This is a genomic window from Enterococcus sp. MSG3290 (assembly GCF_050555565.1).
In the GTDB taxonomy this organism is placed as follows: Bacteria; Bacillota; Bacilli; order Lactobacillales; family Enterococcaceae; genus Enterococcus_B; species Enterococcus_B faecium.
This window is the reverse complement of record NZ_CP187862.1, coordinates 1,948,813-1,972,582: the sequence shown is the minus strand read 5'-3', so window position 1 is coordinate 1,972,582 and position 23,770 is coordinate 1,948,813. Positions and strand designations below refer to the sequence as shown.

Genomic DNA, 23,770 nt, shown 5'->3' with positions numbered 1-23,770 from the left:
ATTAGAAACATGTAATTATTAAAGGGAAACATTTTTACAGCTATAATTTGAAAAAAATTTATCGTTATTATATGATTAAGAAGGATTGAATAAAGAAAGAAGTTGAAAACGATGCCTGATTACAAAAAAATAACTTTTATAAGTTCTATAACGTTGATTATATTTTTAATTCTTATTCTTCTCGTCGTCTTGGTTCCCCGAATTTTTGGTTTGACTCCTTATATTATTGAGGACAAAGAAATGAGTCCATATTATGCACAAGGAAATCTGATATATGTACGACCGAAAAATACAAATGAGATTTTAGTCGGAGATATTATTACATATTATGAAAATTCAGGAAAAAAAATCTCGACGCGTCGCGTAATAGCCGTTGAAAACAACCACGAAGATTTTTATACAAAAGCTGATACAAAGACTTATATTGAGCCTGGAGTAGTAAAAAAGAGAAATATTATCGGTAGTCCCATCTTTCAGATTCCATATATTGGACTAGTCCTTTCAAAAACGGCATTTGCATGGATTCAGGGGTTATTCTTTACGATTGCTTTTTGCCTAACAGGAATCACAGCATGGAATACCTTTGTAGAGTTGAAAAAGAAGCGGAGACGAACACAGAAATTTTTGTAAGAATGTTAAAAACATAAATGTATTCCAGAGATCCAACGACTCTTCTGAACATGAAACACGAGAAAACACTCATGCAGCTTGTAGATTTAGTCAGTTGTTCGTATAATGTGTGAAGAGGAGGAGTAGTATGCGCAATGAAATGATGCATCGTCCTGTAGTCAAAGAAGAACTATTGGATTTTATGCGTACCCAGCAAAAAAAATTACCGGGTGAGCTAGGCAAACTGGAAGAAGAAGCTCATGTAGCAGAAGTACCAGTTATTCCCCATGAAACAGTTGTATTTTTGAAATTTTTACTTGGACAGCTTCAGCCTGAACGAATCTTGGAGATCGGAGCAGCTATCGGTTTTTCATCAAGTGTCATGGCCACGACAATCGGAGAAAACGCTCATGTTACGACAATTGATCGTTTCGATGTCATGATCGAGAAAGCTAAAAAAAACTATGAACGTCTAGGACTGACAGATAAAGTGACTTTGCTTGAAGGTCAAGCAGCAGATATCTTGCCGGAGTTGTCTGGTCCGTATGACTTTATTTTTATGGATAGTGCAAAATCAAAATATATTGAATTTTTACCTGAATGCTTACGTTTGTTAAGAAAAGGTGGCGTTTTGATGGTAGATGACATCTTCCAAGGAGGAACGATCTTGCTCCCAGATGAAGAGATTCCCCGTGGCAAACGAGCTATCCATCGTAAATTAAATGAATTTCTTCGTGTTGTGATGGATCATCCCGATTTGACATCGACAATCTTGCCATTAGGTGATGGTGTGATCTTAATGACAAAGGAATCAGAAACAATCGAGTTGTGATACATGATTATGGCAGCCTGTAGATAATCGATTGAATCGAGGGCTCAATTCGAACTTGATGTAAAAGTTTCTATATTTGTAAGTCAATTAAAGGATACAGGAAATCTAAATAAACAGGAGTAGCATGAAGTCAATGTAGCTCCTGTTTTCCATTGATAACCTTAGAACAGCTGAAGGAGAATGTCTCGTTTTAAAAGATTGATTTAGTAGTTGGGCCAAAATAATTCATTATTTGCTAATTAAATAACTATTTCGTATTGACAGAAGCAATTTAATTATCTATAATTATTGATGTTCCGCTGATTCTTGTCATAGTAGCTCAGCTGGATAGAGCATCCGCCTTCTAAGCGGACGGTCGGGGGTTCGAATCCCTCCTGTGACGCTAAAAAACCGTTAGAAACTGAGGTTTCTAACGGTTTTTCTTTGTTTTTTGTGCCAATATTGTTTGTTTTCAAAGGCAAATAAAATAAAAAAACATCCTTATCGAGTACAATTATAAGGAGCAAAAAAATAAAATTCATCAGAAAAGAGGAAGAAGATATGACGATACTATCGAAAATTTTAGTGACTCTAGTTGCAATTGAATTTTTTTATATCATGTATATCGAAACGGTGAGAACTGATTCTGACACGACAAGTAGGGTTTTTAAAATGAGTAAAGAAGAGTTAAGCAGAAAATCTGTTCAAACATTGTTTAAGAACCAAGGAGTGTACAATGGACTATTAGGAGTGGGACTACTTTATGGAGCTTATCTTTCTTCCGCATCTAAAGAAATCACAAGTATGCTATTAATATCTATTTTTTTTGTTGCATTATATGGCAGTTTGACTAGCGATCGTTGGATTTTACTCAAACAAGGTGGGCTAGCTCTGTTGGCATTGCTTTCTATTTTCTTATAAATATAGAAAAAATAAGAATTTATCTAACAGGAAACTTTGTGAAAAATATTACTTTATCTCATGAAATATGATATTCTAATGAATGGTATTTTAGAAAATTTCATGAAAAAGGAGTTAGATAGGTGTTCAAAAATTATGTTTCCTCACTAAAAAAAGAATTTTCAGGTTATGATCTTTCAAGATTTCAGAAAGATCTTTTGGCTGGGATCACAGTAGCTGCTGTAGCATTGCCTTTAGCCTTGGCTTTTGGGGTATCAAGCGGAGCTGATGCGGCCGCAGGTTTGATTACGGCTATCATTGCCGGTATCGTTATTGGCGGTTTATCAGGCGGTTTTTATCAAATATCAGGTCCGACAGGTGCGATGGCAGCTATCTTGATGTCTATTGCGGCAACAAAGGGAATGCAAGGTGTATTGCTTGCTACTTTTTTAGCGGGTCTATTTTTACTTGCAGCAGGACTTTTCCGATTAGGAACACTGACTTCTTTTATCCCAGCACCCGTAATTACGGGGTTTACTTCAGGTATTGCTATCATTATTGCATTAGGTCAGATCGATAATTTATTTGGTGTTCACTCGGAAGGTACAAACGTTATTGAAAAACTAAGTAGTTATCAAACGATAGGATTTCCGATAAACACAGCCTCTTTGATCATGGGAGGGCTAGTCATTTTAGGGATGTTTATCTATCCAAAAAAATGGGCGAAACGAATGCCTAGTTCGCTGCTGGCTATCATTTTGGCAACAGCAGTTATGCTATTGTTCCATTTACCAGTAGCAACTGTGGGTAAGATTCCACAAACATTGATCAGTAGTAATCGTTTGAATATGGGAGATTTTAGCTTTTCTGCCTTGCAACAAGTGGCAGTTCCAGCTATTAGCATTGCTTTATTAGGAATGATTGAAAGCTTGCTATGTGGTGCTTCGGCTGGCCGAATGGCAAATAAGCCCTTAGATAGCAATCAAGAATTAATGGCGCAAGGAATTGGAAATCTGTTGCTTCCTTTCTTTGGCGGGATTCCTGCTACTGCGGCCATCGCCCGTACAAGCGTGGCCATCAAATCTGGTGCACAAACTAGATTAGCTGGTATGATACATGCAGTTGTCTTACTGCTCTCCATGCTTGTTTTTGCGCCAGTGATGTCACAGATTCCAATGCCAGCACTTGCAGGTGTTTTGATCGTGACGGCTTGGCGTATGAATGAATGGGAAACGATCAAGGAGCTATTTACTAATAAATATTGGTCAGCAGTTCTATTGTTTATCCTTACGATGATTTGTACAGTTATCTTTGATTTAAGTATTGCTATCGTGATCGGGGTGATCGGCGGCTGTGTATTTTTTGTTGTCAAAAGCGCTGCTATCACGATTTCATTAGAAACGATCGATTGGCAAAGAATGGGGCTGCCAGAAACGGAAAAGCTGAATAACTGGACAGTAGTGTATATTAGTGGTCCACTGTTTTTTATGTCTTCAGAAAAACTCAAAAATAAATTGGAAGAACTAAATCATCACGATGGTGTCATTTTCTCCATGCGAGGCGTACCAAGTATTGATTTGACGGCACGTGCAGTTTTTGATGAATTTCAAGAAAAAGCAGAGCAAAGAGGACAAACGATTATCTATACTTCCTTGCAGCCAGAAGTAGAAAAACAACTTTCTCACTTGTGGGAACATACATTCACGCATCAACATCAAACAGTTGCTCATGCGTTGACAGCTTTACATGCGAAATATACTGCAATTAGCCGTTAAAACAATGAAAAAGAACAGACAAGACTGTAAACTGAAGATTTTATAGTCTTGTCTGTTCTTTTTAATATTGCTGTAAAAGTGAAGCTAGTACTTGCCAGTCTTGATGGATAACAGGTACAAGGGAGCGATTGTAGAAAATAGCTGCTGGATGAAAAAGTGGAAGAATTCGATAGTTTTTTTCTGACCATTCGTAGGCATCCTTTTGTTCTGTTAATTGTAAGACAGGCCCTGTATAGAGTTGACCATGATTTTTGGTAACCGTATATTCTTTGCCAAGTAAACGTTGAAGACCAATGTTTCCAAGTGTCGCAATTAATTTTGGCTGGACCTTCATCAGTTCGTAATCCAATATTGGTGCATGCGCAAATACTTCGGAACGAGTAGGTGTCCGATTTGGATAAACAGTTTCTGACTGTTGTGTCCGTTTATTGATCCGATGAGTCACGCGATACGGGCGGCTCCTTACAGCACTGGTGATATACACCTCTTCTCGTGTTAAGCCAGTTGAAGAAAGTGCCTGCATCAATTCTTTTCCAGCTTGACCGCTAAAAGGAACATGCGTATCAATCTCTGTTTTCCCTGGGGCTTCTCCCACGAGCATCAGTTTAGGATGAAGAGGTCCTTGCCCAGCGATAAATCCTTCTACAGGACGGCCGTTCATTCTTAAAGAAGCTTCTTGTATCAGTTCTTTTGGGTATTCCATTTATGCTCCTCCTTTTTCTTTTATTATAAGAATAAAAGAAACACAATGCGACTATTTTATTTGGTAGAACTGTGAGGATAGAAAAGCAGAAGTATTGCTTGAATTTTTGTTTTACTTTTTGATTTTAAATTTAGTTGACTAACGATTGCTGTTCTGGTAAGCTAGTACTGTTGTAATTGTGGACTCCACAGCTACAACCGCTCAGAACAAGTAATAAGCACAGCATATGCTGTCACTTCGGATGGCGAGTCTAAGTATATCAGAAGGAGGTGCTTTATAGCATGTACGCAATTATTAAAACTGGTGGTAAACAAGTAAAAGTTGAAGTGGGACAAGCAATCTATGTTGAAAAACTTGACGTTGAAGCAGGAGAAAAAGTTGTTTTTGACGAAGTTATCTTAGTAGGCGGCGAATCTACAAAAGTAGGCGCTCCAACTGTTGCAGGTGCAACTGTTGAAGGTACTGTTGAAAAACACGGCAAACAAAAGAAAGTCGTTACTTTCAAATACAAACCTAAAAAACATTCACACCGTAAACAAGGTCATCGTCAACCATATACAAAAGTGGTTATCGACGCGATCAACGCTTAATAGCGTTTGAGAAAGAAGGCCTATATATGATCAAAGGAACATTTAAGCGAAATGACGCAGGTCAGATCGTTTCATTCACTTTGACCGGGCATGCTGATGCTGGTCCTTATGGAAGTGATATCGTTTGTGCAGGTGTTTCTGCGTTAGCGATCAGCACTGTCAACGGGATTGCCTCATTAGCCGGTTTTGAGCCGATTGTTGAAATGAATGAAGAAGAAGGCGGTTATCTTTATACCGAAGTCACTTCAGGAATGACACAAGAACAAAACAATATTGCTGAGATTCTATTAGAAAATCTTTTATTAGGATTACAATCGATAGAAGCTGAAAACTCAGAATATATCCAAATTAAAACAATTAATGATAAATAGGAGGTGCAGACCATGTTGTTATCTATGAATCTACAATTATTTGCCCACAAAAAAGGTGGCGGTTCTACATCTAACGGCCGTGACTCAGAATCAAAACGTCTAGGTGCTAAACGTGCTGATGGACAAACAGTTACAGGTGGATCAATTCTTTACCGTCAACGCGGTACAAAAATCTATCCAGGTGTAAACGTGGGTATCGGTGGAGACGACACTTTATTTGCAAAAGTTGATGGCGTAGTACGTTTCGAACGTAAAGGCCGTAACAAAAAACAAGTGTCTGTTTATCCAGTAGCTCAAGAAGCTTAATTGAATCTTGTGATTAAAGAGGTTGTGACAAGACTTTTGTCACAGCCTTTTTTTGTTTATAAAAATAAAAGTTGTAGTGGAGGCTACGAAGTTTACTTTGTCTTTTTACACTTAATATTTTTTTGCCAATTTGGAATCAGAATGTTTTGATAACTATCGTTTTCAATTGATGGAAGCTATATTGTTTGCTATCAGTGAAATAATTATATGGTAAACAGTGTTCTTTTTCTTGTTTCCATTATAAAAATCGTATCGGGATTTTTGGTTCTTTTAAATTGAACATTTCTATCTATCCGCGTGTTATCAACAAAACAAAATCAGGTAAATAGTTGACGAAACAGAAATAAATACATAGTATTATGTTTTGAAGCCTAAGTACAACAGTCTATAGAAAAGGAGCGATACCATTGGCAAAACGCATTGACCGAATTTATATGTATGTCAAAGAAAAAACCGCTCATTTAACAAAGGCAGAATATGATCAAGGAGTAACAACACAGGAAATTGCTGAAGTGTTAGGGATTCAGCGAACAAATAGCAGTAAAGATCTGAATCAGCTAGTGCGCGAAGGAAAACTGATAAAGACAGACGGACGACCAGTACGTTACATATATCAAACACTCGTTACGCACGTAAAGCCAGTTACAAAACATGTAGTCAGTTACAAAGAAACGTCGGTCTCTGAAGAAAAAAATACACTCCAAATAGATACTAAGGATATCTTTGCAAAAATCATTGGAGCTAACGGCAGCATGAAAAATTCAGTGGAACAGGCAAAAGCTGCGATTTTGTATCCGCCAAGAGGATTAAATTGTTTGATTACAGGACCTACCGGATCAGGAAAGACTTATTTTGCACACGCGATGTATCATTTTGCAAAAGCACATCATGTAATAGATGAGGAAACGGAACTGATTGTTTTCAATTGTGCTGATTATGCCAATAACCCTGAGCTTTTGATGAGTCATTTATTTGGGTACGCAAAAGGTGCTTTTACAGGCGCAGATGAAGAAAAAATGGGGATTATCGATCAAGCGGATGGCGGTATGCTGTTTTTGGATGAGATTCACCGGTTGCCGCCTGAAGGTCAAGAAATGATCTTTTACTTTATGGATCATGGAACTTACAGTCGTCTTGGGGAAACAACGAAATCCCATGAAGCAAATGTACGGATCGTAGGTGCGACCACAGAAGACCCAGGTTCTTCTCTATTAGAAACTTTTGTTCGGCGTATCCCGATCAATATCAAACTTCCGGCTTTTGAAAAACGTCCTGCAAATGAGAAAGTCGATTTAGTAAAAATCATGATTGCCCACGAAGCAAACCGCACGCAGCGAAAGATTTCTTTGACAGAAGATGTAGCAAAAGCATTGATCGGCAGTGTGACCTATGGAAATATAGGACAATTGAAGTCAAATATCCAGTTAGTATGTGCACGAGGATTTCTAAATCATATGCAATCACCCGAAATCTCGATCACAATCGATGATTTGACAGAAGGGATTCGTAGCGGATTGATTCAATTAGCAAGCAACCGCAGTGCAATGGCAGAGCTTTCTAAAATATTGGAGCCAAAGATAACTGTAGCACCAAATGATACGATCATGAAAATCCAATCGGACTCCTATGAGTTACCTTATAATCTATATGATATCATCGGAGATAAAGCAGCTTTACTGAAGTCGGATGGTTTGGATCAAGAAGCAATCAATCATTTCATTTCTACAGATATCAACATCCATCTGAAGTCTTTCTATAAAGACCATGGTTTTTCTTTTAATGCAGACAGCAAATTAGCAGAATTTGTAGATCCGAAAATCATAGAAGTGACCAATCAGATTTATGTAATGGTCAAAAGATCTTTACCATATGAGTTTCAGCAAAACTTTATTTATGCTATGAGCTTGCATATCAGTTCTTTTTTGAAAAAAATCAACTTAGGAGAAGAACGGCATACGAATGATAACATCCGTGAGATGGCTTTTGATTTTCCAGATGAATATGCTGTTGCGAAAGAAGTGCGTAGTTATATCGAAACGTATTTTCAAGTGGAGATTCCAGAAAGTGAAGACTATTACTTGACCGTTCTACTCGTCTCGTTACGGGCAAATCAAGCAAGCGGCAGAATCGGTGTAGTCGTTGCAGCTCACGGAAACAGCACAGCAAGCAGTATGGTCCAAGTTGTCCAACAGTTGTTAGATGCAGAGAACGTACGAGCAGTAGACATGCCTTTAGATATGGATCCGAAAACAGCATTGGATCGAATTGAACGCAATGTACAAGAAGTAGATGAAGGAAGCGGGGTCATACTCTTAGTAGATATGGGGTCCCTTGCGTCGTTTAATTCGCAAATTCAAAGAGACACTGGAATTCCAGTACGTACTGTTGATATGGTAACAACTTCTCTAGTTTTGGAAACTGTACGAAAGGTCTCAGTATTAGGGACAGATCTAGATATGTTGCATGAATCATTGAAAAATTTTCGAGGTTACGCAGAAATATCTTCTGTAGAATCTGTTCAGGAAGCAAAACCTATTCATAAGAAAAAAGCTGTTTTGGCTATCTGCGCATCTGGCGAAGGTACAGCACAAAGAATCAAAGAATTGATCGAACGAGCGGTAAACAAGCGTCAAGAAACAGAATTAGAAGTTCTAGCTTTGTCGATTGTGGAAGTGAAAGAAGAACTGCCAGTTATCCAAAAAGAATATCAGATCATAGCTACTACTGGGATTACTGATTTGAATATCCAAGCCCCATTTATTCCTTTAGAACGTTTCATTGATCAAAATATCGAAGTCATTTTGGATCAGTTGCTGATGGAATCAGAATTGGAGGAAACTGAATTCATCTCCCTAGATGAAGAGTCAGCTAAAAATACGTGTGTTGAGTTTATCTCTGATAATTTCATCTTTATTAATGGTAGTAAGTTAATCGATCCAATGTGGCAATTTTCTACACAAATCTCTCAGACGACGGAAATCGGCGATGAAGAATATGGATTCAAAATCAACCTAGTGATGCACACAGCAGGAATGATCGAACGTATTATTCGGAATGAACCATTGACTGTGGAAGAAAACGAATTGACAAATACAACGAATGATCCTCTTTATAGCCAATTGGCAGCCTCAGTTGTTCTGTTGGAAGATCAGATAAAAGTAAAAGTGCCGATAGAAGAAATGTATTATCTGCTACGTCTAGTCCATAATCAGTTAGATAAAAAAGAATACACTGTGCCATGAATACACAAAAACGATACACTTTTATAGTGTATCGTTTTTGTGTATTGGTTAAGAATCCTTTAAATTCAATTAGTGTATCGTAAAAAAGTTGGCACGCTTTTTGCTTATAGTAGTGTGTGCTAGGAGGTGGTTGTTCACACAGAAATGATAGGGGTTTCTGTGAAGTAGTGAGGAAGAAGGAGTTTTGCAGATGGATATTCGATTGGCACGTATAGATGATCGTTTAATCCACGGGCAAGTCGCAACAGTTTGGTCGAAGCAAACAGGTGTTGAACGTATCATTGTGATCAGCGATGTAGTCGCTCAAGATAAATTGAGAAAGTTTCTACTAAAAGAAGCTGCACCGCCGGGGATCACAGCAAATGTAATAACCGTGCAGAAAATGATTCAAATCTATCATAGTGGATTATTATCACGAGCAAAAGTGATGCTTTTATTCACCAATCCCCAAGATGTTGAAGCGGTTGTCCGCTGCGGTGTACAGTTGAAGTCGTTGAATATCGGCGGTATGAGTTTTACTGAAGGCAAATCAATGATTACCAATTTTGTTTCAGTAAATCAACAAGATATTGATTCCTTTCGTTACTTGAACAGTCAAGAAGTGGAGTTAGAGATTCGAAAAGTACCTGCTGACAGGAAAATCCTTTTGATGGAACTACTAGCGAAAATCAAAAAGGTGTAGCAAGAATGGTTGTTGGAAAAGGTCAAATAATTCTGTTGTAATGGTTAGCAATTATTAATATTTTTGAATTTGTTACAACAAAAGTAAATAGGAGGTATAAATATGGTAGGGATTATCCTAGCAAGTCATGGACAATTTGCTGAAGGAATCTTACAATCCGGTTCAATGATCTTTGGCGAACAAGAAAACGTCAAAGCCGTGATTTTGAAACCAAGTGAAGGTCCAGATGACTTGAGAGCCAAATTGGAAGAAGCGGTTGCTTCTTTTGATAATCAAGACGAAGTGTTATTCTTAGTTGATTTATGGGGCGGAACACCGTTCAATCAATCAAACACATTATTCGAAGAGCACAAAGATAAATGGGCAATCGTCAGCGGTTTGAATTTACCAATGTTGATTGAAGCCTACGCATCACGCTTTTCAATGGAATCTGCTCATGAAATTGCAGCACACATCATTGAAACAGCAAAAGACGGTGTAAAAGTAAAACCGGAAGAATTAGAACCGGCAGAAGCACCGAAAGCAGCAGTTGAAGACGCACAACCTAAAGGAGCACTTCCAGAAGGAACTGTGGTCGGAGACGGAAAAATCAAATATGTATTAGCACGTGTTGACTCACGTCTGTTACATGGACAAGTTGCGACAGCTTGGACAAAAGCAGTGCAACCAAACCGTATTATCGTTGTTTCAGATGCAGTATCAAAGGATGATCTGCGTAAGAGACTAATCGAACAAGCTGCTCCTCCAGGTGTAAAAGCAAATGTTATTCCTATTAGCAAAATGATCGAAGTAGCAAAAGACCCTCGTTTTGGAAATACCAAAGCATTGCTTTTATTTGAAAATCCTGAAGACGTATTGACAGCTGTTGAAGGTGGCGTAGACATCAAAGAATTAAATGTTGGGTCAATGGCGCATTCGGTTGGTAAAGTCGTTGTAAGTAAAGTATTGTCTATGGGACAAGAAGACGTTGAAGCGTTTGAGAAGCTTGAACAAAAAGGTGTGAAATTCGATGTACGTAAAGTACCTAATGATTCACGCGATAACATGGATGATATTTTGAAAAAAGCAAAAGCTGAATTAGCAAAAGCGTAATAAATAATATTAAAATTTATAGGAGGCTTATCATGTCTATTATTTCAATAATTTTAGTCGTATTAGTTGCCTTTCTAGCTGGTATGGAAGGTATTCTTGATGAATTTCAATTTCATCAACCACTAGTGGCATGTACATTGATCGGTTTAGTTACCGGTAACCTCGAAGCTGGTATCGTACTTGGCGGTACGCTTCAGATGATCGCTTTAGGTTGGGCAAATATCGGTGCCGCTGTAGCACCAGATGCTGCATTAGCATCAGTAGCATCAGCAATTATTTTAGTTTTAGGTGGACAAGGTGTTAAAGGTGTTCCTTCTGCGATCGCGATTGCCGTTCCTTTGGCTGTTGCAGGGTTGTTCTTAACAATGATCGTACGTACAATCGCTGTTCCAATCGTTCATTTGATGGATGCGGCTGCTGAAGAAGGAAACATCCGTAAGGTTGAAATGTGGCACATCATTGCTGTATGTTTACAAGGGGTTCGTATCGCGGTCCCAGCAGCAGCGTTGCTATTTATCCCAGCACAAACTGTGCAATCATTCCTTGAATCAATGCCAGCATGGTTAACAGATGGTATGGCTATCGGTGGGGGAATGGTCGTAGCTGTAGGTTACGCTTTGGTAATCAACATGATGGCTACAAAAGAAGTATGGCCATTCTTCGTTATTGGTTTCGTTGTAGCTGCAATTTCTCAATTAACATTGATTGCTCTAGGTGCTTTAGGTGTTGCATTAGCTCTTATTTACTTGAACCTTTCTAAAATGGGTGGTTCATCAAATAATGGAGGCGGAAGCAACTCTGGTGACCCTTTAGGCGACATTTTGAATGACTATTAATCTTGAAGGAGGAAAATAAAATGGCAGAAGAAAAAATCAAATTATCAAAAAAAGATCGTTTAGCTGTTGCGTGGCGCTCTACCTTCATTCAAGGTTCATGGAACTACGAACGTATGCAAAACGGTGGCTGGGCATTTTCTATGATTCCAGCAATCAAAAAATTATACAAAACAAAAGAAGAACGTTCTGCAGCATTAAAACGTCACTTGGAATTCTTTAATACACACCCATACATTGCTTCTCCAATTTTAGGGGTTACATTGGCTCTGGAAGAAGAACGTGCGAATGGCGCGCCTGTTGATGATGTAGCGATTCAAGGGGTTAAAGTAGGTATGATGGGTCCTTTAGCTGGTGTTGGTGACCCAGTGTTCTGGTTTACAGTACGTCCAATGCTAGGTGCACTAGGTGCTTCATTAGCTATGGGAGGAAATATCCTTGGACCAATCATCTTCTTCTTAGGTTGGAACATTATTCGTTGGGCATTCATGTGGTATACACAAGAATTTGGCTACAAAGCTGGTTCTAAAATTACTGATGACCTTTCTGGCGGATTGTTACAAGACGTAACAAAAGGTGCTTCAATTTTAGGGATGTTCGTATTAGCTGCCCTTGTACAAAGATGGGTATCAATCAAATTCTTACCAGTTGTATCAACTGTAAAATTAGATAAAGGTGCTTACATCGAATGGGATAAATTGCCTTCAGGTGGTGAAGGAATCAAGAGTGCATTTGAACAAGTTAATAATGGCTTAGCCCTTTCTCCTGAAAAGGTAACAACATTACAAGACAACTTAGACCAATTGATTCCTGGTTTAGCTGCATTAGGATTAACATTGTTATGTATGTGGTTGCTTAAGAAAAAGGTTTCTCCAATCGTTATCATCCTTGGTTTATTCGTAGTCGGTGTTGTTGGACACGTCATCGGACTTTTATAATCCATAAAAATATAGCTCGGGCGTTGTCCCGAGCTTTTTTTATATAGTATACTGTTCATAAACAAATATCTGGAGGGAGAAAATGGTTCAATCAATCAATACAAAAGTAGACTTGGTAATTGATGCTACTTCGTTTACGGGTCTGACAGATTACGGGCAAATCATGATAGGTGATAATGGTTTTGAGTTTTACCATGCGCGAGATAGACGCAAATATATCCAAATTCCATGGGAAGAAGTGGATTATGTACTAGCATCAGTCATGCTAAAGGGAAAATGGATTCCTCGATATGCCATTCAAACGAAAAAAAATGGTACATACACATTTTCTTCCAAAGAACCTAAAAAAGTGCTTCGTGCGATCAGAGAATATGTAGATGAAGATAGAATGGTACAATCATTGAGTTTCTTTGATGTAGTGAAACGTGGTATTCGTAGTATGTTTAAACGCAAGTAAAAAATAAAGAAAACTTCTAAGAGGAGGTTTTCTTTATTTTTTTACTTTGCAGAAGAAAATATGAAATAGCAAAACCAATTATTTGTCCCCTTTAAATCCCATATGCTAAAATTGATTAGCAAAGAAGGAGGTTATATTATGAGTTGGTTATGGACATTGATTGTTGGAGCCGTGATCGGAGCAATTGCAGGTGCGATCACCAGTAAAGGAAATTCGATGGGCTGTGTAACGAATATCATTGCTGGACTAGTCGGTTCAAGTATTGGACAAGCGATTTTCGGCGAATGGGGACCAAAAGCTGCAGGTATGGCACTTATTCCATCTATTTTAGGCGCAGTGATTTTGGTAGCAGTTGTCTCATTTTTCTTTGGAAAACGATCATAAGTTTTTACAAAATAGTAAACTAAAAGGAGTTGCAGCGAGACTGTGACTCCTTTTTGGCTTTATTTATTTAAAATAAAAAGAAGTTTTCCGGAAATTTTTATTTAACTGTCGTGTACGAAGAAAAGTTTGCTATAATGGAAAAAAGCGTGCAAAGAAAGAGGGAGTTTCATTATGATGCTACGTGTAGAAAAATTGCGCAAAAAAATGCAAGAAGAAAATTTGGATTCATTTTTGGTTACCAGTCCGTACAATCTTCGTTACTTAACGAACTTTACAGGTACGACAGGATTAGCTGTTATTACTTTGGAAAAAGCATTTTTTATTACTGATTTTCGTTATACCGAGCAGGCGGCAGCGCAGGCTCAAGGGTTTGAAATTATTAAAAATGTCGGACCTATTTTTGATGAGGTAGCAAACTTAGTACGCAAAGAAGAACTGCACTCATTAGCTTTTGAGGAAACAACAGTCTCATTTTTAGAATATTCGGTTTTAGAAGAAATCATCGATGCGGAATTAGTACCTGTTTCACAGATGATCGAAGAACTCAGAGAAGTGAAAGATGAAGAAGAAATCGCCATTATCGAAAAAGCATGTCATATTGCGGATATGGCATATGATCACATCCTGAAAATGATCCAACCGGGCATGACTGAGATTGAAGTCGCAAATCAACTAGACTTTTATATGCGTTCTCTTGGCGCTTCAGGTGTTTCTTTTGATACGATCGTTGCTAGCGGATTGCGTTCGGCTATGCCGCATGGTGTAGCAAGCAAAAAAATCATCGAACAAGGCGACTTGATCACATTGGACTTTGGCTGCTATTACGAAGGGTACGTTTCCGATATGACACGTACATTCGCTATTGGTGATCCTGGGGAAAAATTAAAAGAAATTTATCAAATAGTCTTAGATGCTCAATTAGCAGTTATTGATGCTGCAAAACCAGGAATGACTGGTGTCCAATTAGATGCAGTTGCTAGAGATTATATTTCAAAACATGGTTACGGGGAAGCATTTGGACATTCTACAGGACATGGGATCGGTTTAGAGATCCACGAAGGACCAAACGTTTCTTCTCGTGCAGAAAAGCAATTTGTACCAGGAAATGTGATCACTGATGAACCAGGGATCTACTTACCAGAAATCGGTGGAGTACGTATTGAGGATGACTTGTTGATCACAGAAGATGGAAATCGTGTGTTGACTCGTTCACCAAAAGAATTGATCATCTTATAGTTTCATCAATAGAAGAAGTAAGCGTAAAAATCAGTGTTCACAGACTTTGTTATAGAAAATCACTCGATTTAATGATACACTATAGAAGAACTTTTAAGCTGTAAGAGATAATAAAGTTGGGTGTTTTCTCCAATTCATAGCAGTTTGCAGCTGATCGGCGGCAGTTTTCTTACCACGTGATCACTATAGCCGCATCATAGGGAATTCGAATGTATCTCGTGCTTAGGCAAAGGGAGGAATAAATAAATGGCAGATGAAAAAAATTTGATTTTAAACGCAAACCAAGATTTAGGAGAGATCGTGATCGCTCCTGAAGTCATCGAAGTAATTATCGGGATTGCAGCTTCTAAAGTAGAAGGCGTATACGGAATGCGCGGAACTTTTGCCAGCAATGTCACTGAATTATTAGGACGTGCAGCTCACGGAAAAGGTGTTTACTTAGCAAACGAGGAAGATGGCTTGAAAGTAGATCTTTACTGTTATCTAGAATATGGTGTTTCAGTTCCTAAAGTAGCAATGGAAATGCAGGAACGGGTCAGCCAGCAAGTCCTTTTCATGACGGATATCGATTTATCTGAAGTCAATATCCATGTAGTAGCTGTTGTTCCTGAAAAATTAGAACAACCAACAATCGAAGAACTTTTTGAAGACGAAGAGGAAGAGAATGAATAAAGAATTATCAAGACACGAGATTCGGGAAATGGCATTGCAGGCTTTATTTCCATTAGACTTCAATGCAGACCTAACAAAAGAAGATGCGATTTTCAACGCAATCGAATTAGACCACCGCGACATGATCAACGAAGATGAATCAGAGTTTGTTCCTGTTTATCTTGATACGCTAGTTGGCGGTGTCTGTGCAAAAAAAGATGAATTGGATAAAGTGATTGAAAAACATTTGAAAAACAATTGGCACATCAATCGGATCTCAAAAATGGATTTGGTGATCTTGCGTATCGCGATTTTTGAAATGACTTATGTGACAGATGTACCAGCGGCTGTTGCTTTAAATGAAGCAATCGAGTTGGCAAAAACATTTAGTGATGACCGTTCACGTAAATTCGTCAACGGTGTTTTATCCAATGTATTGAAAGAATTAGAAGCTGGGGCGTAAGTCCTAGCTTTTTTCTATGAATCATCATAAACCTGTTATAAATCGGGAAAATTCTATGGTAGAATGAAAACACAAAAAATATCTGGGAGTGGTTAGATGGCAGAATTGATTAACGGAAAAGAATTAGCTGAAAAAATGCAGGCAGAGATTGCTGAAAAAATCCAAAAATTGAAAGATAATGGTATCCATCCCGGATTAGTCGTTTTATTGGTAGGGGAAAATCCAGCCAGCCAAATCTATGTAAGAAATAAAGAACGTGTAGCAAAAGAAATCGGAATCCATTCATTGGTAGAGCGTTATCCTGAGACGATTTCTGAAGACGAACTACTTGCAGAAATTGAAAAATACAATCAAGATCCTAGTTTTCATGGTATATTGGTCCAATTACCATTGCCAAAGCATATAGATGAAGAAAAGATCCTGTTAGCTATCCGCCCTGAAAAAGACGTAGACGGCTTTCATCCGATGAATTTAGGCAGACTCCTTGCGGGTAAACCGGACAAGATTCCTTGTACTCCATACGGCATCATGAAAATGTTTGAAGCTTATTCTATCGATCCTGCGGGTAAACGAGCAGTAGTTATCGGACGAAGCAATATCGTCGGTAAACCGATGGCTCAGCTACTCTTGATGGCAGATGCAACTGTTACTGTGGCTCACTCTAAAACCGAAAATCTGGCTGAACTGGCACAAGAAGCAGATATTTTAGTCGTAGCAATAGGACGTGGACATTTTGTCACAAAAGAATTCGTGAAACCAGGTGCTGTAGTGATCGATGTAGGGATGAACCGTGATGCTAACGGTAAGCTGATCGGTGATGTGAAATTTGATGAAGTGGAGCCTATTGCAGGCTGGATCACTCCTGTGCCAAAGGGTGTAGGGCCAATGACTATCACGATGCTGATGTATCAAACCGTAAAATCTGCCGAAGCTTTTGGAGCAGGTGAATAGATGGCACAAGAATATTTAACTGTCACTACATTAACGAGGTATTTGAAACGTAAATTTGATGCCGATCCTTATTTAGAACGCGTATATTTAACAGGCGAAATATCGAATTTCCGTTTACGTGCCAATGCCCATCAATATTTCAGCTTAAAAGATGACCATGCAAAAATATCTGCTATTATGTTCAAAGGAGCATTCCAAAAATTGCGCTTCCAGCCAAAAGAGGGAATGAAAGTCCTTGTTGTTGGGCGTATTTCATTATATGAAGCGGGAGGTTCTTATCAAATCTATGTAGAGCACATGGAGCCTGATGGAATAGGTGCTTTATATCAAGAATTGGAAGAACGAAAAGAAAAGCTGATGAAGGAAGGCCTTTTTCAAGGGCCTAAAAAAATGCTGCCACGTTTCCCAAAGCGAATCGCGGTCCTTACCAGTCCAAGCGGAGCGGTTATCCGCGATATCATCACGACGGTGAAAAGAAGATATCCAATTGTCCAATTGGTTTTGTTCCCAACAGTTGTACAAGGAAACCAAGCAGCGGACAATGTTGTCAGGAATATCCAGAGAGTAGAAGAGATGGGCAATTTCGATACAATGATCATCGGTCGTGGGGGTGGTTCGATTGAGGATTTATGGCCGTTTAATGAAGAGCGGGTTGCTCGGGCGATTTATCAAGCTAATACGCCGGTGATTTCATCTGTAGGACATGAAACAGATACCACGATCGCTGATTTAGTAGCAGATGTTCGGGCTGCTACTCCAACAGCAGCTGCAGAATTAGCTGTTCCTGTTTTGTCAGAAGAGTTGATGCGCATTCAAGAACGGCAAGCTAGATTGCAGCAGGCGTTTGTACGCCAGATCCAGCGCAAACAAGAACGGTTCGAGCGTGCTCGACGTTCCTATGTATTTCGGCAGCCTGAAAGATTGTATGAAGGTCAGACCATCAAATTAGACCAGTTGAAACAGCGATTATATCAAGCTACACAGCAAATTTATCATGCGAAAGAAAAACAAACGATCGCATTAAGCCACCAATTGGAACAAGTGGCTCCGCTTTATCGAGTTAAAGCAGCTCGCCAAGAAACTGCTTATCTAGAAAAACGCTTAGAAGAGAAAATCCAACAATATATGAAACAACAGCAGCAGCGTTTTGCTCAAGCTGTTCAATCTCTTGATTTGTTGAGTCCATTGAAAATCATGGGAAGAGGCTACAGCTATACGACGTTAAATGATCAAGTAGTAAAAAGTGTCTCCGAGATTCATCAAGGGGATTTGCTGACGATCCATTATCAAGATGGAATCGTTAAAGGACAAGTACAAGAGATAGACAAAGGAGAATAAAAATATGGAAAATCCAACTTTTGAAGAGTCACTGCAAGAATTAGAAAAAATTGTCATGCAGTTAGAACAAGGAGACGTTCCATTAGAATCAGCTCTAGATTCGTTTAAACGAGGAATGGAATTAAGCAAACATTGCCAAGATACATTAGCTAAAGCAGAAGAGACCTTGACGAAAATGATGACAGAATCAAATGAAGAAGTTGATTTTGACGGAAACGAGGAAAGCTGAGATGAGATTAACTGACTTTTCAGCTATTCATCTACCTGCTGTAGAAAAAGAAATCTTGTCTTTTTTAGATGAGCATACAACGGATAGAGGACTCTATGATGCGATGAGTTATTCAGTGAAAGCAGGCGGGAAAAGAATACGTCCCTTATTACTTTTAACGGCCGTTGCTTCCTTTGATGAGCCTATTGATGTTCCCGTCTATCAAGTAGCAGCTGCTTTAGAAATGGTGCATACGTATTCCTTGATCCACGATGATTTGCCTGCGATGGACAATGATGATCTTCGTAGAGGAAAACCTACCAATCATAAAGTATTCGGCGAAGCATTAGCTATATTGGCCGGAGATGGTTTGCTTACAGGAGCATTCCAGCTAATCAGTATGGCACACTTAGGTAATTCTCCTAAGCTTCTGCTGCTTCAGCAATTAGCTGTTTGTGCGGGATCACAAGGTATGGTTGCTGGGCAAGCTGCAGATATCGAGGGCGAATCGAAAAAGCTTTCTTTAGAAGAATTAGCATTTATTCATGAAAGAAAGACAGGGCATTTGATTCGTTATGCCTTGCTGGCTGGTGGCATATTAGCGAAGCAACCTGAAGAAATCTTATTGCTACTTCAACGATTAGCCGAACATTTAGGTTTAGCTTTTCAGATAAGAGATGATCTACTCGATGTGATTGGTACAACGAAAACATTAGGGAAAACAGCTGGTAAAGATGAACGTATGGAAAAAAATACTTACCCGCGTTTATTAGGCCTAGAAAAGACACGTGAGGCGTTGGAGATTGAGCTGTTATCCGCCAACAAGATCATAGACAAATTAGAAGAGGACGTTTTTTCTTTTGATGGCGGGCTGATGCGCCAGATGATCAAGCAATTTGATGTGGAGAAATGAGGGAAAGAATGGAAAAAGAACGCGTAGATGTATTAGCGGTCAAACAAGGATTATTTGAAACAAGAGAACAAGCCAAACGTTCAGTGATGGCTGGTTTGATTTACAACGAAAAAAACGAGCGGTTTGATAAACCGGGAGAAAAAATTCCAGTGAGTAGTGAATTAAGAGTCAAAGGTAAAAAACTTCCTTATGTTTCTCGGGGGGGATTAAAATTAGAAAAAGCACTCAAAGCATTTGATCTATCTGTTGAAGGAAAAACATTGTTAGATATTGGTGCTTCCACTGGCGGATTTACTGATGCAGCTTTGCAAAATGGCGCAAAAATGAGTTATGCTTTAGACGTTGGCTACAATCAGCTAGCTTGGAAAATAAGACAAGATCCTAGAGTCGTTGTAATGGAAAGAGTGAATTTTCGTTATGCAAAACCCGAAGACTTTACCTTAGGAATTCCAGAAGTTGCTGTTATCGATGTTTCTTTTATTTCACTAAAACTGATGCTGCCTCCATTACATGCTATTTTAAAAGAAGAGGGAGAAGTGATTGCTTTAATCAAACCCCAATTCGAAGCAGGCAGAGAAGCTGTAGGGAAAAACGGAATTGTTCGTGACCCTCAGACCCATCAAAAAGTTTTAGAAGACATTTTGTCATTTGCGGCACAAGGTGGATATGATGTGCTGGAATTAAGTTATTCTCCGATCACGGGGGGAGAAGGAAATATCGAGTTCTTGGCTCACTTGAGGAAAGTACCCGAAAGCGGAACAATCAATTCAGCTATTAATATGGCAGAAGTGGTTTCAAATGCACACGAACAGTTTGACCATAAATAAATTGTAACTGTGAAAATCAAGTGAGAAGTATGCGGATTCTTCTTTATTATACCAAGGAAATAAGCTATCATTGATTAAGAAGAATATGCTAAGGAGCGAAGACGTAATGAGAAAAAAAGATCGGCATCGTTTGATTACTCGATTGTTGAGTGAGCAAGATATCCGAAAGCAGGAAGAATTTGTTGAAATCCTGAAAAGCAAAGGAATATCTGTTACTCAAGCTACGATTTCCAGAGATATAAAGGAACTGAAACTGATCAAGGTACCGGCTTCAGATGGCGGCTACCGTTATAGCATACCAGCTGAAACAAACGAAGATGTAAATACTAAATTGGAAAAACTATTAAAAGACGCTTTCGTGGCAGTTGACCAAATGGAAAAATTTGTTATTTTAAAAACATTGCCGGGAAATGCTTCGGCAGCAGCAAATTTGATTGATAAACGTTACAAGAAAGAATTATTTTCGATTATCAATGATGACGATAATGTTTTGATGATTACACGAACTGAAGACCAGGCAGTTTTATTGAAGAAAGACTTCCTGCATTACCTTTAAGTTGAGGAGCGAATGTGATGCTACAAGAAATCAGTATTACTAACTTTGCGATTATTCCGGAATTGCGGCTTTCTTTTCACGAAGGAATGACCGCGCTGACCGGAGAGACTGGTGCGGGTAAATCCATTATTATCGATGCTTTAGGTCTGTTAGCAGGAGGAAGAGGTTCAAGCGATTATATACGTCAAGGAGCAGAAAAATGCGTGCTTGAAGGGTTGTTTGAACTACCAAAACAAGAAGGATTCTCTGAACTGATGGTTGAATTAGGGATCGAAACAGATGAGGACAATCTGATTGTTCGACGGGATATGTCCTTAACTGGAAAAAATGTTTGTCGAGTGAATGGTCATATTATCACATTAGCTAATTTAAGAAGAATCGGCAGTTATTTAGTAGATATCCAAGGACAAAACGAACATCAGGAACTGCTCCAGCCTGAATCACATCTTGCTTTATTGGATCGTTTTGGAGATGTAGCTTTCCAACAGAAGAAAAAGAGTTATCAGCAAGAATATATCTCTTATCGTGAGCTGGAAAAAAGGGTACGAAAAGTGCAGCAAAATGAAAAATCCTATGTTCAGAGAATAGATATGCTCCATTTCCAGCAAGAAGAAATAGCTGCTGCTGATTTGCAAGTCGGAGAAGAAGAGAAATTAAAAGAAGAAAGAGAAAAACTTAGCAATTATCAAAAAATTGCTGATGGATTAGCTGCAGGTTACGGAGCACTGACGAATAATGAACAAAACAGTGTAGATGGTGTTGGCTTGGCCGTTTCAGAACTGCAAGGGATCGCCCATCTAGATGTGGAGTATGAAGCAATTTATGAAAATATCCAAAGTGCTTACTATTTGCTGCAAGATGCAATCGGCGATATGAGTCGTCAGATTGATTTATTGGAGTTAGATGAGAGTCGTTTAGAAGAAGTGACGCAACGTTTAGAATTAATCCGACAGTTGAAACGTAAATACGGCGAATCCATTGAGTCAATATTGGCTTACTATGACGAAATCACCGAAGAGCTAGCTTCTTCTGATTTTTCAGAAGGTCAATTGGACAAAATGAAAGAGGAACTAGAGCAAAAAGAGCTTCTACTTCAGCAACAAGCCGCAGATCTTCATGAAGCGCGTAAAAAAATCGCAAAAGAATTGGAAAAATCCATTCTGCATGAATTGAAAAGTCTGTATATGGAAAACACTGAGTTTGAGGTACGTTTCTTAAAAGAAGAAAATAGACAATTGAATCATGATGGATTTGACCAAATCGAATTTTACATTACGACCAATCCAGGAGAGCCACTGAAGCCTTTGGTGAAAGTCGCTTCTGGTGGCGAACTGTCTCGGATGTTGCTTGCTTTGAAAACTATTTTTTCTTCTGAGCAAGGTGTGACAAGTATTATTTTTGATGAAGTGGATACAGGTGTGAGCGGAAGAGTTGCACAAGCCATCGCAGATAAAATTTCTCAAATATCGAAATACTCTCAAGTTTTGTGCATCACTCATCTGCCTCAAGTTGCTGCAGTCGCCGACTATCAATATTATATTGTGAAAGCAGTGATTGATGGACGTACGCAAACTTCTGTTTCAGAGTTGAAAACAAAAGAAAGAGAAGAAGAAATTGCACGTATGCTGGCTGGAAGTGAGATTACAAAACTCACACTCGAACATGCAAAAGAACTATTGAAACTCGCAAAAAGGACCTGAGCCACCTCGCAGTGGTTCAGGTCCTTTTCAGCAGCTGATAGCTATATTTTATTTTTACATGACACTCATTACAGCAGTCAATACAACAGATCCAATCGTTAAAATCAGCATTGTCCAAATGACAAATTTTGTTACTTTAGCAAAAGTACTTGTTTGTTTTTTTTCACGCATTGTTTTCAACCTCGTCATTAATTAGTTGATTCAAGTGTACAATCTTTTTGCCATTTCCACAAGAGGGCTTTTTTATAAAAACTTCCCTTTTTTTAAATAATAGGTAGTTACGATACAAATAAATAATGTTAATAGAACTAGCCATATAAAGGCATCATCCCTTTCAGCAATAGGTAACTTAATGTTCATTCCATAGATACTGCCGACGATTGTCGGTATAGTTAAAATAATCGTTAAAGAAGTTAAAATTTTCATAATATTATTCAGATTATTCGATACGATTGCTGAAAAAGTCTGATTCATTTGTTCTACTAGTTTTAATTGAATGCGAGAAGTAGTCATTGCCTGCTCTGTTTCCACCAATACATCACGTAAATGATTTTTCAAAGCATGATTTTCTTGGAAAAGTTTATTTTGCGCTAGTTCTTTCAATGCATCTAAATTAGCAGAAGTCGCTTCTCTGAAATAAACGAGGCTTTTTTGGATATCCATAATTTGATAAAGTTGTTTGTTTTCAGTGGATACTTGAAGTTTGGCTTCCAAAGTATCGCATTGAGATTGAAGCGTAGCTAAATAACTGTTGTAAGAGAGTGTGACCTGCCAAATGAATTGAAAGAAGATATTGAGATTAGGCGAAATATCACTTTTTGGAAAGGTCTGGCTAAAGACTTTCTTTAAAAACAGTGGTTCATGATTCGTAATTGTGATAAGCTTCTTTTTGGGCGTCAAAATAATAGAGAGCGGGTATGTATCCACTTGAAAATAACCGCTAGGACTTGTTTTAGCAAAAGGATATTGTAACAATAATAACGCTGGCTTTGTCAACTTTGATTGATTGAATTCTTCTGTACGGGAATTTTCTGCATCGTCCAATATGGAAGTGATGTAATCTGACGGAATTTCAAATTGATGTGTCAGCTGATGAATCTCTTCTTGATTAGGACGTTCTACACAATACCAGATCGTTTGGTCAGTTTCCTTTCCGGTATTACGCAGTTTCTCATTATCTAATGTAAAATATTTGATCATGATTTTCCTCCTGTTGCCTGTTTCTTTTATTATA

27 protein-coding genes, 1 tRNA gene and 1 other annotated feature are annotated in these 23,770 nt (G+C 38.5%); of the genes, 25 read left to right on the top strand and 3 right to left on the bottom strand.

The window, feature by feature from the left end; translation table 11 throughout:
* Window positions 1–111: 111 nt before the first annotated feature.
* From IGL31_RS09495 to IGL31_RS09475, 5 genes are all read left to right on the top strand, one after another.
* The gene (locus IGL31_RS09495; protein ID WP_002299609.1) at window positions 112–630 is read left to right on the top strand and encodes a signal peptidase I; all 519 of its coding nucleotides are present in this window, start codon (window positions 112–114) and stop codon (window positions 628–630) included.
* Between the two features lie 127 nt (window positions 631–757).
* The gene (locus tag IGL31_RS09490; RefSeq protein ID WP_002288107.1) at window positions 758–1,441 is read left to right on the top strand and encodes an O-methyltransferase; all 684 of its coding nucleotides are present in this window, start codon (window positions 758–760) and stop codon (window positions 1,439–1,441) included.
* 308 nt (window positions 1,442–1,749) lie between these two features.
* Window positions 1,750–1,823 (top strand) — tRNA-Arg (locus IGL31_RS09485).
* 158 nt (window positions 1,824–1,981) lie between these two features.
* Window positions 1,982–2,341, top strand: coding sequence for a DUF1304 domain-containing protein (locus IGL31_RS09480; RefSeq protein WP_002323271.1), 360 nt, complete (start codon window positions 1,982–1,984; stop codon window positions 2,339–2,341).
* A 122-nt stretch (window positions 2,342–2,463) separates the two neighbouring features.
* Entirely contained in the window at window positions 2,464–4,095 is a 1,632-nt protein-coding gene (locus IGL31_RS09475) for a SulP family inorganic anion transporter (protein ID WP_002298016.1), read from the top strand.
* 61 nt (window positions 4,096–4,156) lie between these two features.
* On the opposite strand, the gene IGL31_RS09470 is transcribed toward IGL31_RS09475, so the two are convergent.
* Complete coding sequence (locus tag IGL31_RS09470; RefSeq protein WP_002289449.1) at window positions 4,157–4,798, bottom strand: uracil-DNA glycosylase; 642 nt, start codon at window positions 4,796–4,798, stop codon at window positions 4,157–4,159.
* A gap of 185 nt (window positions 4,799–4,983) precedes the next feature.
* Window positions 4,984–5,060, top strand: a sequence feature (ribosomal protein L21 leader region).
* A 19-nt stretch (window positions 5,061–5,079) separates the two neighbouring features.
* Here IGL31_RS09470 and rplU point away from each other — a divergent pair.
* The 20 genes from rplU (at window position 5,080) to recN (ending at window position 22,536) form a co-directional block, all read left to right on the top strand.
* A complete protein-coding gene (gene rplU, locus IGL31_RS09465) occupies window positions 5,080–5,388 on the top strand; it encodes a 50S ribosomal protein L21 (protein ID WP_002289450.1) in 309 nt (102 codons plus the stop codon).
* A 26-nt stretch (window positions 5,389–5,414) separates the two neighbouring features.
* Window positions 5,415–5,759, top strand: coding sequence for a ribosomal-processing cysteine protease Prp (locus IGL31_RS09460; protein ID WP_002289451.1), 345 nt, complete (start codon window positions 5,415–5,417; stop codon window positions 5,757–5,759).
* Between the two features lie 12 nt (window positions 5,760–5,771).
* Window positions 5,772–6,065: a 50S ribosomal protein L27 gene (rpmA, locus tag IGL31_RS09455; RefSeq protein ID WP_002289452.1), complete on the top strand. Its 294-nt coding sequence runs from the start codon at window positions 5,772–5,774 to the stop codon at window positions 6,063–6,065.
* A 434-nt stretch (window positions 6,066–6,499) separates the two neighbouring features.
* Window positions 6,500–9,307: a sigma 54-interacting transcriptional regulator gene (locus IGL31_RS09450; protein ID WP_179189395.1), complete on the top strand. Its 2,808-nt coding sequence runs from the start codon at window positions 6,500–6,502 to the stop codon at window positions 9,305–9,307.
* A 190-nt stretch (window positions 9,308–9,497) separates the two neighbouring features.
* Entirely contained in the window at window positions 9,498–9,989 is a 492-nt protein-coding gene (locus IGL31_RS09445) for a mannose/fructose/sorbose PTS transporter subunit IIB (protein WP_002289455.1), read from the top strand.
* Window positions 9,990–10,091: 102 nt separating this feature from the next.
* Window positions 10,092–11,081, top strand: coding sequence for a mannose/fructose/sorbose PTS transporter subunit IIB (locus tag IGL31_RS09440; protein WP_002289456.1), 990 nt, complete (start codon window positions 10,092–10,094; stop codon window positions 11,079–11,081).
* 32 nt (window positions 11,082–11,113) lie between these two features.
* Window positions 11,114–11,917 (top strand): PTS mannose/fructose/sorbose transporter subunit IIC, encoded by an 804-nt coding sequence (locus tag IGL31_RS09435; protein ID WP_002294546.1) that lies wholly within the window; start codon window positions 11,114–11,116, stop codon window positions 11,915–11,917.
* A 20-nt stretch (window positions 11,918–11,937) separates the two neighbouring features.
* Window positions 11,938–12,852 carry a PTS system mannose/fructose/sorbose family transporter subunit IID gene (locus tag IGL31_RS09430; RefSeq protein ID WP_002286670.1) on the top strand — a complete coding sequence of 305 codons (915 nt, stop codon included), beginning with the start codon at window positions 11,938–11,940 and terminating at the stop codon, window positions 12,850–12,852.
* A gap of 82 nt (window positions 12,853–12,934) precedes the next feature.
* Window positions 12,935–13,309: a DUF956 family protein gene (locus IGL31_RS09425; RefSeq protein WP_002286668.1), complete on the top strand. Its 375-nt coding sequence runs from the start codon at window positions 12,935–12,937 to the stop codon at window positions 13,307–13,309.
* A gap of 138 nt (window positions 13,310–13,447) precedes the next feature.
* A complete protein-coding gene (locus IGL31_RS09420; protein ID WP_002286666.1) occupies window positions 13,448–13,693 on the top strand; it encodes a GlsB/YeaQ/YmgE family stress response membrane protein in 246 nt (81 codons plus the stop codon).
* Window positions 13,694–13,864: 171 nt separating this feature from the next.
* Window positions 13,865–14,929 carry a M24 family metallopeptidase gene (locus IGL31_RS09415; protein ID WP_002391738.1) on the top strand — a complete coding sequence of 355 codons (1,065 nt, stop codon included), beginning with the start codon at window positions 13,865–13,867 and terminating at the stop codon, window positions 14,927–14,929.
* Window positions 14,930–15,175: 246 nt separating this feature from the next.
* Window positions 15,176–15,601, top strand: a complete 426-nt coding sequence (locus IGL31_RS09410; RefSeq protein WP_002286664.1) for an Asp23/Gls24 family envelope stress response protein — start codon at window positions 15,176–15,178, stop codon at window positions 15,599–15,601.
* On the top strand, window positions 15,594–16,043 hold the full coding sequence (gene nusB, locus IGL31_RS09405; RefSeq protein ID WP_002286662.1) for a transcription antitermination factor NusB: 450 nt from the start codon (window positions 15,594–15,596) through the stop codon (window positions 16,041–16,043). The genes IGL31_RS09410 and nusB overlap by 8 nt, the downstream gene beginning before the upstream one ends.
* 96 nt (window positions 16,044–16,139) lie before the next feature.
* Window positions 16,140–16,994, top strand: coding sequence for a bifunctional methylenetetrahydrofolate dehydrogenase/methenyltetrahydrofolate cyclohydrolase (locus IGL31_RS09400; protein ID WP_002286660.1), 855 nt, complete (start codon window positions 16,140–16,142; stop codon window positions 16,992–16,994).
* Window positions 16,995–18,332 (top strand): exodeoxyribonuclease VII large subunit, encoded by a 1,338-nt coding sequence (gene xseA, locus IGL31_RS09395; protein WP_002301369.1) that lies wholly within the window; start codon window positions 16,995–16,997, stop codon window positions 18,330–18,332.
* A gap of 4 nt (window positions 18,333–18,336) precedes the next feature.
* Entirely contained in the window at window positions 18,337–18,561 is a 225-nt protein-coding gene (locus tag IGL31_RS09390) for an exodeoxyribonuclease VII small subunit (RefSeq protein WP_002286657.1), read from the top strand.
* A gap of 1 nt (window position 18,562) precedes the next feature.
* Entirely contained in the window at window positions 18,563–19,453 is an 891-nt protein-coding gene (locus IGL31_RS09385; protein WP_002286656.1) for a polyprenyl synthetase family protein, read from the top strand.
* An 8-nt stretch (window positions 19,454–19,461) separates the two neighbouring features.
* A complete protein-coding gene (locus IGL31_RS09380) occupies window positions 19,462–20,280 on the top strand; it encodes a TlyA family RNA methyltransferase (protein ID WP_002286655.1) in 819 nt (272 codons plus the stop codon).
* Window positions 20,281–20,386: 106 nt separating this feature from the next.
* Window positions 20,387–20,836 carry an arginine repressor gene (locus IGL31_RS09375; protein WP_002286653.1) on the top strand — a complete coding sequence of 150 codons (450 nt, stop codon included), beginning with the start codon at window positions 20,387–20,389 and terminating at the stop codon, window positions 20,834–20,836.
* A 17-nt stretch (window positions 20,837–20,853) separates the two neighbouring features.
* Window positions 20,854–22,536 (top strand): DNA repair protein RecN, encoded by a 1,683-nt coding sequence (recN, locus tag IGL31_RS09370; RefSeq protein ID WP_002286651.1) that lies wholly within the window; start codon window positions 20,854–20,856, stop codon window positions 22,534–22,536.
* 54 nt (window positions 22,537–22,590) lie between these two features.
* Here recN and IGL31_RS09365 read toward each other — a convergent pair whose 3' ends face one another.
* Entirely contained in the window at window positions 22,591–22,707 is a 117-nt protein-coding gene (locus IGL31_RS09365) for a DUF4044 domain-containing protein (protein WP_002291876.1), read from the bottom strand.
* A 72-nt stretch (window positions 22,708–22,779) separates the two neighbouring features.
* The gene (locus IGL31_RS09360; RefSeq protein ID WP_002286649.1) at window positions 22,780–23,736 is read right to left on the bottom strand and encodes a magnesium transporter CorA family protein; all 957 of its coding nucleotides are present in this window, start codon (window positions 23,734–23,736) and stop codon (window positions 22,780–22,782) included.
* Between the last annotated feature and the right edge of the window lie 34 nt (window positions 23,737–23,770).

Excerpts from the sequence above, each read along its gene's own strand:
- IGL31_RS09495 (WP_002299609.1), top strand. The coding sequence starts at position 112 with ATGCCTGATTACAAAAAAATAACTTTTATAAGTTCTATAACGTTGATT.
- IGL31_RS09490 (WP_002288107.1), top strand. The coding sequence starts at position 758 with ATGCGCAATGAAATGATGCATCGTCCTGTAGTCAAAGAAGAACTATTG.
- IGL31_RS09480 (WP_002323271.1), top strand. The coding sequence starts at position 1,982 with ATGACGATACTATCGAAAATTTTAGTGACTCTAGTTGCAATTGAATTT.
- IGL31_RS09470 (WP_002289449.1), bottom strand. The coding sequence starts at position 4,798 with ATGGAATACCCAAAAGAACTGATACAAGAAGCTTCTTTAAGAATGAAC.
- rplU (WP_002289450.1), top strand. The coding sequence starts at position 5,080 with ATGTACGCAATTATTAAAACTGGTGGTAAACAAGTAAAAGTTGAAGTG.
- IGL31_RS09460 (WP_002289451.1), top strand. The coding sequence starts at position 5,415 with ATGATCAAAGGAACATTTAAGCGAAATGACGCAGGTCAGATCGTTTCA.
- rpmA (WP_002289452.1), top strand. The coding sequence starts at position 5,772 with ATGTTGTTATCTATGAATCTACAATTATTTGCCCACAAAAAAGGTGGC.
- IGL31_RS09450 (WP_179189395.1), top strand. The coding sequence starts at position 6,500 with ATGTATGTCAAAGAAAAAACCGCTCATTTAACAAAGGCAGAATATGAT.
- IGL31_RS09445 (WP_002289455.1), top strand. The coding sequence starts at position 9,498 with ATGGATATTCGATTGGCACGTATAGATGATCGTTTAATCCACGGGCAA.
- IGL31_RS09440 (WP_002289456.1), top strand. The coding sequence starts at position 10,092 with ATGGTAGGGATTATCCTAGCAAGTCATGGACAATTTGCTGAAGGAATC.
- IGL31_RS09435 (WP_002294546.1), top strand. The coding sequence starts at position 11,114 with ATGTCTATTATTTCAATAATTTTAGTCGTATTAGTTGCCTTTCTAGCT.
- IGL31_RS09430 (WP_002286670.1), top strand. The coding sequence starts at position 11,938 with ATGGCAGAAGAAAAAATCAAATTATCAAAAAAAGATCGTTTAGCTGTT.
- IGL31_RS09425 (WP_002286668.1), top strand. The coding sequence starts at position 12,935 with ATGGTTCAATCAATCAATACAAAAGTAGACTTGGTAATTGATGCTACT.
- IGL31_RS09420 (WP_002286666.1), top strand. The coding sequence starts at position 13,448 with ATGAGTTGGTTATGGACATTGATTGTTGGAGCCGTGATCGGAGCAATT.
- IGL31_RS09415 (WP_002391738.1), top strand. The coding sequence starts at position 13,865 with ATGATGCTACGTGTAGAAAAATTGCGCAAAAAAATGCAAGAAGAAAAT.
- IGL31_RS09410 (WP_002286664.1), top strand. The coding sequence starts at position 15,176 with ATGGCAGATGAAAAAAATTTGATTTTAAACGCAAACCAAGATTTAGGA.
- nusB (WP_002286662.1), top strand. The coding sequence starts at position 15,594 with ATGAATAAAGAATTATCAAGACACGAGATTCGGGAAATGGCATTGCAG.
- IGL31_RS09400 (WP_002286660.1), top strand. The coding sequence starts at position 16,140 with ATGGCAGAATTGATTAACGGAAAAGAATTAGCTGAAAAAATGCAGGCA.
- xseA (WP_002301369.1), top strand. The coding sequence starts at position 16,995 with ATGGCACAAGAATATTTAACTGTCACTACATTAACGAGGTATTTGAAA.
- IGL31_RS09390 (WP_002286657.1), top strand. The coding sequence starts at position 18,337 with ATGGAAAATCCAACTTTTGAAGAGTCACTGCAAGAATTAGAAAAAATT.
- IGL31_RS09385 (WP_002286656.1), top strand. The coding sequence starts at position 18,563 with ATGAGATTAACTGACTTTTCAGCTATTCATCTACCTGCTGTAGAAAAA.
- IGL31_RS09380 (WP_002286655.1), top strand. The coding sequence starts at position 19,462 with ATGGAAAAAGAACGCGTAGATGTATTAGCGGTCAAACAAGGATTATTT.
- IGL31_RS09375 (WP_002286653.1), top strand. The coding sequence starts at position 20,387 with ATGAGAAAAAAAGATCGGCATCGTTTGATTACTCGATTGTTGAGTGAG.
- recN (WP_002286651.1), top strand. The coding sequence starts at position 20,854 with ATGCTACAAGAAATCAGTATTACTAACTTTGCGATTATTCCGGAATTG.
- IGL31_RS09365 (WP_002291876.1), bottom strand. The coding sequence starts at position 22,707 with ATGCGTGAAAAAAAACAAACAAGTACTTTTGCTAAAGTAACAAAATTT.
- IGL31_RS09360 (WP_002286649.1), bottom strand. The coding sequence starts at position 23,736 with ATGATCAAATATTTTACATTAGATAATGAGAAACTGCGTAATACCGGA.